Source organism: Yoonia sediminilitoris (genome assembly GCF_003058085.1).
GTDB lineage: Bacteria > Pseudomonadota > Alphaproteobacteria > Rhodobacterales > Rhodobacteraceae > Yoonia > Yoonia sediminilitoris.
The window spans coordinates 198,368-210,760 of sequence record NZ_QBUD01000004.1 but is presented as its reverse complement, the minus strand read 5'-3'; the positions used below and the strand labels follow the sequence as shown (position 1 = coordinate 210,760).

At 58.7% G+C, this 12,393-nt stretch carries 13 protein-coding genes; 8 read left to right on the top strand and 5 right to left on the bottom strand.

All coding sequences use genetic code 11. The annotated features are described in order from the left end of the window. Window positions 1–37: 37 nt before the first annotated feature. Window positions 38–1,945 (bottom strand): ATP-dependent zinc metalloprotease FtsH, encoded by a 1,908-nt coding sequence (gene ftsH, locus C8N45_RS10915; RefSeq protein ID WP_108386273.1) that lies wholly within the window; start codon window positions 1,943–1,945, stop codon window positions 38–40. Window positions 1,946–2,122: 177 nt separating this feature from the next. Here ftsH and C8N45_RS10910 point away from each other — a divergent pair, with 177 nt between their 5' ends. Beyond that, window positions 2,123–2,884 (top strand): sulfite exporter TauE/SafE family protein, encoded by a 762-nt coding sequence (locus tag C8N45_RS10910; protein WP_168769454.1) that lies wholly within the window; start codon window positions 2,123–2,125, stop codon window positions 2,882–2,884. A 186-nt stretch (window positions 2,885–3,070) separates the two neighbouring features. After that, window positions 3,071–3,427, top strand: a complete 357-nt coding sequence (locus C8N45_RS10905; protein ID WP_108386271.1) for a hypothetical protein — start codon at window positions 3,071–3,073, stop codon at window positions 3,425–3,427. A gap of 137 nt (window positions 3,428–3,564) precedes the next feature. Here the strand turns inward: C8N45_RS10905 and C8N45_RS10900 are convergent, their stop codons facing one another. The 3 genes from C8N45_RS10900 to C8N45_RS10890 are packed head-to-tail and all read right to left on the bottom strand — an operon-like array spanning window position 3,565 to window position 5,961. Next, window positions 3,565–4,800, bottom strand: coding sequence for an aminopeptidase (locus C8N45_RS10900; RefSeq protein ID WP_108386270.1), 1,236 nt, complete (start codon window positions 4,798–4,800; stop codon window positions 3,565–3,567). 51 nt (window positions 4,801–4,851) lie between these two features. Next, window positions 4,852–5,430, bottom strand: coding sequence for a ferric reductase-like transmembrane domain-containing protein (locus C8N45_RS10895; RefSeq protein ID WP_245882637.1), 579 nt, complete (start codon window positions 5,428–5,430; stop codon window positions 4,852–4,854). A gap of 45 nt (window positions 5,431–5,475) precedes the next feature. Continuing rightward, entirely contained in the window at window positions 5,476–5,961 is a 486-nt protein-coding gene (locus tag C8N45_RS10890) for a twin-arginine translocation signal domain-containing protein (RefSeq protein ID WP_108386268.1), read from the bottom strand. A gap of 280 nt (window positions 5,962–6,241) precedes the next feature. On the opposite strand from C8N45_RS10890, the gene C8N45_RS10885 reads away from it, so the two are divergent. The 5 genes from C8N45_RS10885 (at window position 6,242) to rpiB (ending at window position 10,840) form a co-directional block, all read left to right on the top strand. Then, entirely contained in the window at window positions 6,242–8,905 is a 2,664-nt protein-coding gene (locus C8N45_RS10885; protein WP_108386267.1) for a DUF2339 domain-containing protein, read from the top strand. 92 nt (window positions 8,906–8,997) lie between these two features. Then, complete coding sequence (gene pgsA / locus C8N45_RS10880; protein WP_108386266.1) at window positions 8,998–9,663, top strand: CDP-diacylglycerol--glycerol-3-phosphate 3-phosphatidyltransferase; 666 nt, start codon at window positions 8,998–9,000, stop codon at window positions 9,661–9,663. Continuing rightward, entirely contained in the window at window positions 9,663–9,908 is a 246-nt protein-coding gene (moaD, locus tag C8N45_RS10875; RefSeq protein WP_108386265.1) for a molybdopterin converting factor subunit 1, read from the top strand. The genes pgsA and moaD overlap by 1 nt, the downstream gene beginning before the upstream one ends. After that, on the top strand, window positions 9,909–10,349 hold the full coding sequence (locus tag C8N45_RS10870; protein ID WP_108386264.1) for a molybdenum cofactor biosynthesis protein MoaE: 441 nt from the start codon (window positions 9,909–9,911) through the stop codon (window positions 10,347–10,349). Window positions 10,350–10,390: 41 nt separating this feature from the next. Continuing rightward, window positions 10,391–10,840 (top strand): ribose 5-phosphate isomerase B, encoded by a 450-nt coding sequence (gene rpiB / locus C8N45_RS10865; RefSeq protein ID WP_108386263.1) that lies wholly within the window; start codon window positions 10,391–10,393, stop codon window positions 10,838–10,840. An 11-nt stretch (window positions 10,841–10,851) separates the two neighbouring features. Here rpiB and C8N45_RS10860 read toward each other — a convergent pair whose 3' ends face one another. Beyond that, a complete protein-coding gene (locus C8N45_RS10860) occupies window positions 10,852–11,451 on the bottom strand; it encodes a DNA-3-methyladenine glycosylase I (protein ID WP_108386262.1) in 600 nt (199 codons plus the stop codon). Window positions 11,452–11,517: 66 nt separating this feature from the next. Here C8N45_RS10860 and C8N45_RS10855 point away from each other — a divergent pair, with 66 nt between their 5' ends. After that, complete coding sequence (locus C8N45_RS10855) at window positions 11,518–12,324, top strand: EAL domain-containing protein (protein ID WP_108386261.1); 807 nt, start codon at window positions 11,518–11,520, stop codon at window positions 12,322–12,324. Window positions 12,325–12,393: the final 69 nt, after the last annotated feature.

Genomic DNA, 12,393 nt, shown 5'->3' with positions numbered 1-12,393 from the left:
GTGGAAACGCGCCACCGCCACGACAAGATTGCACGGTTCATCTGACAGGCGGGATGTGGTCCAGTCCCTTTGCGGGGCGCTGGATCGAGGTCACTTTGCTGTCGGGGTCAAGGCATTGCGCAATCTCGGCCAGTTCAAGCGTTTCCTTGGCCTCTAGCCTTTCAACCAGTTGCTGAATGCGGTCCTTGTGATTGGTCAGCACTTTGATGGCTTGGTCCTCGGCAGTTTTGAGTATCGCGATGACTGCGGCGTCCACCTGTGCGGCGGTGGCGTCTGCATGGTCGCGCGGTTGCGCGATGGACTGGCCAAGGAACGGGTGATCCTCGCTTTGTCGCAGGTCAACGGGGCCGATATCGTCGGTCATCCCCCAACGCGCTACCATCGAACGCGCAATCTCGGTGGCCCGGTGGATGTCATCGTCAGCACCGGAACTGACTGTTTTCAGGAACACCCGTTCGGCGGCACGTCCGGCCAGAAGGGTAACAAGCTGGATTTTCAGGTATTCCTCATCAAGGGTATGCCGTTCGGTCTCGGGCAGCATATGGGTCCCGCCAAGCGCATGCCCGCGCGGGATGATCGTGACCTTGTATATTGGGTCGGCGCCGGGCGTATAGAATGCCGCAGCCGTGTGCCCGGATTCGTGGACCGCAAGCCGATGCTTTTCCTCGGGACGGATCGCCAGCGACCGCACGGTACCCATCATCACCTTGTCGCGCGCTTCGCCCAGATCATCGCGGGTGATCAGGCGGCCATCACGGCGCGCGGCGGTGATTGCCGCTTCGTTCAGCAGGTTTTTCAGATCGGCCCCGGAAAAACCCGGCGTGCCTGCCGCAATCATATCCAGATCGGCAGGGTCTTCGATCGGCAGGCCCTTGGCATGGATATCAAGGATCGCGCGGCGCGCTGGTTTGTCGGGCAGGTTCAGGGTGACATGCCTGTCAAACCGTCCGGGCCGCAGCAGTGCGGGGTCAAGCACATCGGGCCGGTTCGTCGCCGCCAAGACGACCACGGCCTCGCGCCCGCCAAAGCCATCAAGCTCTGCCAATATCTGGTTCAGCGTCTGTTCCCGTTCGTCATGGCCGCCGCCCAGCCCGGTCCCGCGGGTGCGCCCGATACTGTCGAGTTCGTCGATGAAAATGATGGAAGGTGCTGCTTTGCGCGCGGCTTCGAACATCTTGCGCACCCGGCCCGCACCAACGCCTACGAAAATTTCGATGAATTCAGAGCCGGACGTCGAAAAGAAAGGCACATTTGCTTCGCCAGCCAGTGCCTTTGCCAAAAGCGTCTTGCCGGTTCCGGGAGGGCCCACCAGCAAGACCCCGTGCGGAACCTCGGCACCGACACGCTGGAACCGATCGGGCTCGCGCAGGAAATCCACAAGTTCGGACACCTCGCGCTTTGCCTGATCTTGACCGGCGACATCGGCAAAGGTCACGGTCTGCTTGCTGATTGATGGCTTGCCAAACCGCCCACCCAGCAGTGTGCCCATCGTGCCACCCGGCCCACCGACGACATTGCCCATCATCCGCCGCTGAAGCCACAGATAGACGGCAAGGATCAGCACCCATGGCAGGAAATAGACCAGCAGCGAGTCACCCGTCGGTTCGCGTGCGCTGACCTCGACGTTGTGTTCTTCGAGTAGGGGCAAAAGGTCAGGATCACCCTGCTGCGGGACCACGGCACGGAATGTTGTCACACCATCTGGGTCGGATTGGTTTGCGGTCACGACGATGGCATAATCGCGAAATTCCGCAGTCCCGATTTCACCGTCACGCACCATCTGTTTGACTGTGCTATAGGGCAAGATGGGTGTTGCGACCTCGGGATCGTTTAGCAGACTGAGCAGAAGCAGCACGGATGCAAACGCGGCAAGCAACGCCCAAGCCAGCCGGCCAGGCTGATTTGGAGGGTCCGGTTCATCGGTCTGTCCAGTATCCTGCGGCATCGCAAAAGCTTTCGCTGGGGTCCCAAAGTCAGCTGATCGTCGGCGATTTGCGAGGTCTGCACTTTGACGTAGGTCAATTCATCGTCGCAAATCGAATGTATCAGGAAACGCAGACTTCATCGCCGCGCCTGCGTCTGTTGCAGACAGATGCCCGTGACCTGCACCAACGGTACATTCATGCAAGCCTATCTCAACCTGCCCTTGCCTGTGGCAATTTGGTTTGCGGTTGTCCTGTTTGGTGCTTCCTACGTGCGTGGATTCTCTGGATTTGGATTCACAGCGGTGCTGATGATCGGGTTATCGACGGGCTTGCCCATCGCCGAAATCGTACCTTTGTCCATTGCACTGGAATTGGCAGCGTCTGCGGCGCAAGCGCGCGGCATCTTGCGCAATGTCGACTGGAAAAAACTGGCGATCCTGGCGGTTACGGGGGCTTTAAGTACCCCCATCGGGATTTATTCGCTGGCCTTTATGCACGATCTTGCGTTGCGGATTCTGGTGCTTGCATTCATTCTTGGCGCCAGCTGCTACCTCGTGCTGTCGCGCAGACATCCGCGTCGATTTTCGGGTTGGACCTATGCGCTAGCTGGAGCGTCAGTTGGTATCATTAACGGTGCTACGGCCCTAAGCGGGCTGGTCCTCGCCCTGTTTCTGGCCCTCACCGACAACAGTCCGGCAAAGATTCGTGCGACCATGATCGCCTATCTGTTTCTGGCGGATTTCTGGGCCGGTGGCATCCTGCTGGCTGCGGGGTTTTACGACAGTATCATCTTTGCGCGCATCGCAGTGTCGCTGCCGGTTCTGGCGCTTGGGGTCTGGCTGGGGTCACGGCATTTCGCAGCCGCACGGCCAGAGACATTCAGGCACGTTGTCTTGTGGCTGCTGCTGGTGCTGAGCGGTCTGGGACTGTTGCTGACAGTCGCGTCAGAACTTGGATGATCAGGAGATTATGTCATTCGATAATGTGCCGACACGTTTGAATAGTGAATGTCTTCCACTCTTTCATCGTTCGTAGATAGCGCGCCGAAACGGTCCGACAGAAGGCTCTGTGACATATTCAAGCACAGACATGTTCCCTCTCGGGATCGTCGCGGTGACTTCCATGCCTGAGCGAATGCTACGCTCTTGGAGTGCTTCGCCGATGCATTCGCGATCAAGTTCAACGACTACTTCGAATTACTGTCCTTCGGGGGTATTTGTGGCCGCTGTCGGATAACTCTGGACGACTTGACCATCCATGGTGCCGCAGCGTTTCGTCTGAAATCTGGTGAATTGGATTTTGACAGGGTTATTGATTTCGACATGTTCAATGGGCTTTGCCGTTCAAATCGTGTGAAGGTTTCACCGTTTGAAACCCGCATTCTGTCCCTGGCCGCGCAGCCCGTTGCTCGCGCAACCGCGAAAAAAATAACCGGAACGCAGACCCAACGTTGCGAAAAAACGCTCATTGTACGAGCAGATACCGCCGCAATGTGTGAATGAGAGAAAGTCACGGACAGGTTTTCAGTGCAGGTCACCCTGTTTGACCAAGACGTGCCCTACATTGATTGCCCCGCTGCCGGAACAGCCGGGCACGCCACAACGCACAGGGTGATGGGTGGCCAATGGCTCCGTCGCCGTCAGGCCCACTCACCGCTGCGCATTACGGGCACCCGTTCACCTGTCTTTGTGATCCCGTCGATATCCACCGCGTCCGACCCCATCATCCAGTCAACATGAATAATGCTCTGGTTGCCGCCCTTTTGCTTTATCTCTTCGGGAGACAGGTCTGACCCACCCTCGATTGTGTCGGCATAGCATTGGCCCAGCGCGATGTGGCATGACGCGTTTTCATCAAACAACGTGTTGAAGAACAGTGTGCCGGACTGGCTGATCGGGCTTGAGTGCGGGACCAGCGCCACCTCACCGATCCGGCTGGCCCCGTCGTCGGTTTTCAGCAGTGCGTTCAGCACGTCCGCGCCTTTCGTGGCGGTCGCTTCGACAATGCGTCCGGCCTCGAACCGTACGGCAATGTTTTCGATCACGCTGCCCTGATGGGCGAGCGGTTTCGTTGCGGCCACAGTCCCATCGACCTTGTAGGCATGGGGGCAGGTAAAGACCTCTTCTGTGGGAATATTCGGCTGGCAGACAACGCCGTTCAGGGCCGGTGATGCACCCCCTTTCCAGATGTGCCCGTCCGCAAGCCCCAGATGCAAATCGGTTCCGGGGCCAGTGTAATGCAGCGCGCTGAAGTTATGATCGTTCAGCCAGTTCACCCGCTCTTTCAGCGTGGCGGTATGTTCCGCCCAGTTTGCGACCGGATCATCGCCATCCAGTCGTGATGCGGCATAGATTGCATCCATCAACTTGCCTTGCGCTTCCTCCACCGGCAGATCGGGGTAAACCCGCGATGCCCATGCCGCACCGGGGTAGGCGACGATGTTCCAGTTCACCTCGAACCCCACGATAGGGTCCATGGCCGGTTTGGCAGCAATGGACGTGGCTTTGCTAAGGCGGGCCACCTTTTCGGGGTCCTGATCGGCCAGCAGCATAGGATCATCCCCGGTGATCGCCATGCGGGCGGCACCCCCTTTGAAGGCTGCCGCCATCCCCTCAAACAACCAGTTTGGCGCGCGGTCAAAGCTTTCGTCCGGGGCGTTCTCGTAGCGTGCCAACGTGATTGCATCGTCATTGAAAAACGGCGTCACGATCCCGCCACCTGCCTTGTAGGCGTGAACGGCGATCCGGCGCACCAGCGGCAGTGCGGCCATGGGGGCAGTGATCACAAGGTCTTGGCCCGGTTGCAGGTTGACCCCTGTGCGCACGGCAACTTCGGCAAGACGGTCAAGTTTGGCGGGGTCAATATGGTCGGACATGGTGCACCTTTTTCATGATTTGGAGTGAACCTATGCTTTCACAGGGGCGGGTCAACCGATGTTCGTCGCACGCCTGCGCCGAAGCAGGCGCACATCAACCAGTGCCGTGCAGGTTGCGGCCAACACGGCGACACACAAGACCCATTTCGACACAGTGCCCATCGTACCGTCGATTTGGACTGCGTGGATCACGGTCGAGGTGACGACAATCAGCGCCAGCAGGTTATGCACCACGTGCCAAGCGGGGTAACGCAACCCAAGCCGCCGCCGCCCTGCCACGAGCATCAGGGTCAATATAATGCCCCACATGGCCGTCACGCCAAACACAGAAAATGGCGTGGGCGAGGCAAGGACCAATGCGTCCATCGTGTCTGGTGGGCTGGTAAGATAGAGGCCCCCGACATGCAGTGCAACGCACAGGGCGATTCCGGTCCCAAGGAAACGGTGCCATTTGCGGGCTTGCCAAGGCTGCACACCCGGCAGATAGCCCGCTCCCAAAAGCGGTTGGAGCAGAAACAGGCCCAAGCATACAATACCCGCGAAGCCAGCGACCACATAGGCCGCATTGCGGCTGGGCAGATAGGGGCTGCTGGCTGCAATCGCCACTGGCACGACGATCAGACTGGCCACCACACCCCAAACGCCCGCTTTTATCAGGCGGCCCTTAAACAATATTCAAGCTGGCACGAGGTTGAAATCGGCTTGCAGGGCCGTGTCATTGGCGCTTGGCATGACTGGACGCAGGAACACTGTCTGGAACTGCGGGTCATCATAAGCCAGATGCGCGTGCGGTTGGCCGAAATTCGGCACGATCTGTTTCATCTCAAGTGCAAATGATCCATCCGCCTGCGTCAGCACGCTGCCGTGGTTGCGCGGTTCGCGTTCACCACCAAGCGTTGTCGCAGCCCAGATCTGGATACGTACACCTTCCAGCGGCACGCCAGTGCCCGCAGCGCGCACAATGCCCGACATCATGAAACCTGTGCCAAGGCTTTTGACCAGTGGCGCGTTGGGCCGGTAATTATTGCTCCCTCCGCGCATCGTCTGCGTGGGTGCGAACGTCTGGGCAAAGGCGGGTGTCGCGGGGGCAACACCCATGGCGGCGGCACTTGCACCTGCCGCAACAAGGAAAGACCGGCGATTGTAAAAGGGTAACTTCATCAGAATTAATCCTTTCATGGCAAATCATGGTGAAAAATGGTGCGTTTGACGGATTTGTCCACATTCTACGCTGACAAGCGACACTGGAAAATCAGCTTTGCTGTCCTCGCGTCTTTAGAGATCCATACCGCAATCGGGCCCTTTTTGCCTCCCTGATCAGATCAATTGATCGTGACTTTTTATGGCCTTGGATGGGGGTCGGAACTGCACCCTTGCTTGATTTGACAGGGGTTTCTGTTAACGATCAGGAAGGACCTGCAAAAGAATTGGACGACACTTCGTGGAATCTCTGCTTGTCTTCGTCGCACTTGTTATCCTCGCCATTCCGGTGGCTGTGATCTACTTACTGATCTCCAATGCCGGACTCAGGGGGCGTGTTGCAGCGCTTGAGGCGCAACTTGCAGGCGCGCCGGACGCACCCCGAAAAGCGCCTGAACCTCCCCCGGAAATTGCAGAACAACCCGCCAAGCCGTCCCCTCCTGTTGCTATTGCCGCCAAGGCACCTGCGCCCGCGCAACCCACCGAAGGCCCGCCCAAAGCCGTCGTCGTGCACCGTGCCAATCTGCAAAAGCTGATGCACTGGATCGTGCAGAACTGGTTTTATGTGGTGTCCGCAATGTCGCTGGCGCTCGCCGGAATCTTCCTTGTGCTTTACGGGATCGAGCAGGGTTATCTGCCGCCCGTCGTGCGGGTTCTGGCCGCCTTTGCCTTTGGCGCGGTGCTGATCGCGGCAGGCGAATATATTCGCAGGCGCTTTGGCGACACAGAGGACAGCAGCACCGCCTACCTGCCCTCCACCTTTTCAGGTGCGGGGGTTGTCACGCTCTTTGGGGCCGTGCTCGCGGCGCGGTTGCTTTACGATTTTATCGGGCCAGAGGTTGCGCTTGTCGGCATGGCGCTTGTGGGCGCTGTGGCGCTGGTGCTGGGGTGGTTTTATGGCCCGCTTCTGGCCTCTGTCGGGGTCATTGGCGCGATGGGGGCACCCTTTGTCATTGGCGGTTCATCGGATAGCCCGGCAGGGCTATTCGCTTATTTCGCCATCGTCACCATTGTCGGGCTGGCGATTGATACCCTGCGTCGCTGGGCATGGGTGTCGGTGATCGCCCTGACCCTTGGGTTCGGGGCCGGGGTTATGTTGATGCTGGGGTCAGCCATGATCGCAGAAACCTATTTTGTGATGTACTGCGCGGTGCTGGTATTGGCCGCCATCGCGATTCCGGTGCGGCGTTTGGTGCCTGATCATGCGGGCACATTGCTTAGCCTTTCATTGTTCGCCCGCAAAAAGGGTGAACCATGGCCGGAGTTCCCGACCCGCCTTGCCGGTGGGGCGGTTCTGGCCGCCAGTGTTCTGATCCTTTTGACTGCGTTCGACGTCGGGCGGGCCGATGTGTTCTGGACCAGCGTAGCCGTATTGTCCGGTATGGTGCTGGCCCTGCTGATCTGGGCACGCAATGCGCCTGCGCTGATTGACCTGGCGATCCTGCCTGCGGCGGCGCTGGTGGCAATCATTGCAGGGGCTGACTGGGTCTGGACGGTGCAGGCGACTGCGGCAGAGGTCCCCGAAGCCGATATGCCCTTGTTGCCCACCAGCATGATTGTCATCGGCATGGCTCTGTCGGTTGCGGCCGCATGGCGGTCGTTGCAGGGCGGGTCGGCAAGGCTGTTCGTCGCGGCGGGGGCTGCGATCTGTGCGCCAGCAATCGCCATCGTGGTCGAAGCGTTCTGGCATCCCGCCGATACCCTTGGACCCTATGTCTGGGCGCTGCATGCCATGGTCATCGCCGCGTTGATGGTCGGCATGGCCGAACGGTTCGCCCGCGCTGATGGCCCAGGCGACAGGCAACGCATGTCGTTCGCTGTCTTGTCGGCCTTGGCCAGCATCGCCTTTGGCGTCATTATCCTGTTCAGTTCTGCGGCCCTGACGGTTGCATTTGCAGTGACTGTTGTTGCGGCGGCATGGCTGGACCGGCAGTTCAACCTCCCCCTGATGGGTATCTACATTCTGGCCGGGATCACGACCATCGGCTACCGGCTTATTATTAATCCCGGCCTTGACTGGGCGTTCGCAGCGCCTGTGGCGGAAATGCTCCTGGCGCATGGCGGTGCTGCTGTCGCCTTTGTGGTGTCATGGGGATTTGCGCGGGCGGCCAAACGGCCAAGAACGCTGGTCTTGCTGGAAAGTGCCGTCTTTACATCCATCGCGATACTGCTGTCACTTCTGCTGTTTCGAGCGATCGAATATTGGGGCACAGAGGTTGATAGCTTTAGCCATTGGGCCCTCGGACTTGGGGCGACGATATGGATCATGCTTGGCATGGGCCAGTGGCGCAGGTTGCAGATCGGTGGTCCGCTGTTTGTTGTGCGCGCGGCTTTTGGCACGATCTTTCTCTTGATCGGGATGGTTCAGCTTGGGCTGGCGGTGTCCGTCATGAACCCGCTATTTGCTCTGGTGGGCGACAGTGTTTTGGGGCCACCTGTGCTGAATACGTTGATCCCGGCCTATCTGCTGCCTGGTGTGGTCTTTGCGGTGGGCGCGCGGTGGCTGCACGCGCTGCCCCGCCTGATCACGCTGGGGTTCAATGCGGTTGCCGTCGCGCTTGCCACCTTGTGGCTGGGGTTGACGATCCGGCATTATTGGCGCGGGTCTGCGGGTATGGAACTGCCGGATATCGGCCAGCCAGAGCTTTACAGCTATACTGTCGCCCTGTTGGTGATAGGTGCCGGCCTTTTCTACCAGTCGCTGGCCCGGCAAAGTGCGGTGCTGCGCAAGGCGGGACTGCTGGTGATCGGGCTGGCTGTGGCCAAGGTATTCGTCGTGGATATCAGCGGGCTGGGCGGCCTGATCCGGGTCTTTTCGCTGCTGGGGCTTGGCTTGGCGTTGGCGGGGTTGGCGTGGCTTAATCGCTGGGCGGTCCTGCGCGGCGACCAAAGCCCCACGTCATAAAAGTCTGTAGCGAAGTGGCAATGCGTGCACGTTTTCGGTGACTTTCGCGTGGGCTATGGCGTCCGCTTGATTGACAGGTTACCAGTGGCCTTATGCAGATGAATGTGCCCAATATCCTGACCATTCTTCGTCTCGCGGCTGCGCCGGGGGTGGTTGTTATGTTTCTTTACTTCACCCGGCCCTTGGCGGACTGGTTTGCGTTGGTCCTGTTTGTGACTGCGGCGTTGACCGATTTTCTTGATGGCTATCTGGCCCGGAAATGGAAACAGGAAAGCAAGCTGGGCGCGATGCTGGACCCGATTGCCGACAAGGCGATGGTGATTATAGCGTTGGTCGTCATTACCGGTTTTTCCGGCATGAACCCATGGATTTTGCTGCCCGCGACCGTGATCATCTTTCGGGAAGTGTTTGTGTCGGGCTTGCGCGAATTTCTGGGTGACACTGCGGGCACGCTCAAGGTGACGGTGCTGGCGAAATGGAAAACAACGGCGCAGATGGTGGGAATCGCACTGCTGTTCGCGACCGGCGCGTTCGAGCATTATTTCGGCATGCAGTCGCTTGCCATGACCGATGAAATGGTCAGCGCCGCAATTGACGGCACAGGCCCTGATGAATTGGGCCTTTGGTGGAAATATCAGGGAATGGTGCTTAGTTGGTGGGCGGGTATTACGGTGCTTTGGGCCGCAGGGGTTTTGACACTAATGACCGGCTGGGATTATTTTCGCAAAGCACTTCCACATCTCAGGGACGTAGGCTGATGAACGTGATATATTTCGCATGGGTCCGTGAACGGATCGGCATTCCGCAGGAAAAGGTGGAAACGCAGGCCACTACGGTGAACGACCTGATCGCCGAGTTGCGCGCGCGCGAAGAGCGCTACGAGGCCGCCTTTGCCGACATCACGGCGCTGCGCGTCGCACTGGACCAAGAGCTTGCGGATTTCGACGCACCCTTGGAGGGTGTCCGCGAAGTGGCGTTTTTCCCGCCCATGACAGGTGGCTGAATGCTGGTGAGGGTACAGGCGGACCTGTTCGATGCAGGGGCGGAGCTGAACAGCTTTTCGCAAGGCCGCACCGATGTGGGCGCGATTGTCAGCTTTACCGGGGTGGTGCGGGACACCGACGGAAACCTGCAGGAAATGCTGATCGAACATTACCCCGGCATGACCAGCAAGGCGATCACCAAAATCACCGAGGAAGCCATTGCACGCTGGTCCCTGACTGACGCACTTGTAATACATCGCTATGGCCCGTTGAAACCCGGCGCGCCGATCATGATGGTGGCAACCGCTGCGGCCCATCGGGCAGCGGCGTTCGAAGCCGCCGATTTCCTGATGGACTATCTCAAATCACGCGCCCCTTTCTGGAAAAAGGAAGTCACGGATCAGGGGGCCGATTGGGTTGCCGCAAAAGACGCAGACGAAGATGCTTTGAAGCGCTGGTAGTCTGATTCAAGAATGAAACAGGACAACGGGACGTACCCCACATGACAGCCAATAAACGCATCGTTCTTTCCAGCGATCACGCCGCAATCGCGCTGCGCCAGACCATCGCAGCACATATTGCTGCGCAAGGTTGGGAGGCCGTCGATATCGGCCCGACAACACCAGAAAGTACATATTATCCCGACCACGGGCATGCGGCAGCGCGGCGCGTGGCCTCTGGCGATTGCCAGTTGGGGATCATTCTTTGCGGTACCGGACAGGGCATTATGATGGCCGCGAACAAGGTCAAGGGCATCCGTTGCGGCGTATGTAGCGATCCGTTTTCAGCCCGGATGATCCGCCAGCACAACGATGCCAACATATTGTCGCTCGGGGCACGTGTGGTCGGCGAAGGTCTGGCGCTTGATATTGTCGATGCGTTTCTGTCCGCGCAATTTGAGGGCGGACGGCATGCCACCCGTGTCGCAATGATCGAGACAGCGCAGGATTAATGGGTCCTGAGCTAGCGCGCTGAGCGGCCCGTTGCGGGGTCGCGTGCCAAGCGGGCGCAGGGTTCATGCCGAAAACATGTTGTCAGATGGTTATTGATCAAGCCTGTCGCTTCCATAAAGGCGTACACGATCGTCGGGCCGCAAAAGCGGAACCCTGCTTTCTTGAGGTCTTTTGATATCTGCTGTGAAAGACCAGATTGGGTCGGCATCAGTGCCCGGTCCGCCAGTTTGGTGCGCAAAGGCACCCCGTCGACATAATTCCATAGAAAACGGTCAAACCCTGCCTTGGCCTCAATTTCCTGCCACGCGCGGGCGTTGCCGATGGTGGCTTCGATCTTGCCGCGATGGCGGATGATACCGGGATCAGCCAGCAGCCGGGCCACGTCTGCCTCGCCCCATTCGGCGATGATATGGGGGTCAAACCCGGCAAAGGCCGCGCGAAAGTTGTCGCGCTTCCTGAGGATTGTGATCCACGACAGGCCTGCCTGAAACCCATCCAGAATCAGCTTTTCCCAAAGGGCGCGGCTGTCATATTCCGGCACACCCCATTCGGTGTCGTGGTATGCCACGTAAATTGGATCATTTCCGGCCCAGCCGCAGCGGTCTGTCATTGGCGGTCTTTCATAATTTGTTAGGCAGCATCAGGCATCTTGCGCAGGTCACTATGGAACTGCCCCATGCAATACGCCACACCCCAGTTTTCCGAAATGGATGAAACAGCGCTTTTGGACCCGTTGCACTATGCGATGGCCAGCCGGGATGGGGATGTGATGACGCTGGTTGGCGACGCGCTTAGCGCTGAACGGGCGCGGCTGGCGTTCCATCCGATTGTGACTGCGGGGGCAGAACCGCGCGTCGCCTTCTACGAAGGGCTGGTGCGGCTTATGGATGATGCGGGGCGGATCATTCCGGCGGCACATTTCATGCCTCTCGTCGAACAAACCGGGTTCGGGCGGCAGATCGACTGCATCACACTGTCTTTGGCGCTGAAAATGCTACAGCAAAATCCGGAGATACGGCTTTCTGTCAACCTGTCGGCGCGCTCTATCGGGGACGGGGCTTGGCGGCGCACCCTTGACCGGGGTTTGCGCGATAATGATGGGCTGGGCGATCGGCTGATTTTTGAAATCAGCGAAACCTCTGCCATGATGCTCCATGAAAATGTCATTCGGTTCATGGCGGAAATGCAGCCCAAGGGGGTTGCTTTTGCACTTGATGGGTTTGGGGCGGGGATGACGGCTTTTCGCTATCTCAAGGAATTCTTTTTTGACCTGGTGAAGATCGACAAAAGCTTCATCAAAGGCATTCAAAGCGACCCTGACAACCAAGTCCTGACAGAGGCGCTGGTGACAGTCGCGCATCAGTTTGAAATGTTTGCCATTGCCGACGGTGTCGAAACCGAGGAAGAGGCGACTTATTTGCGCGAGATTGGCGTTGATTGCCTGCAAGGCTATCTTTACGGCGTACCGAAATTCACGCTCTGACAGCGTTGCGCGTACTGCATAGGGGAATTGATTTGCCCTAGGTCAACCTAAGACATAAACAAGTGGTCG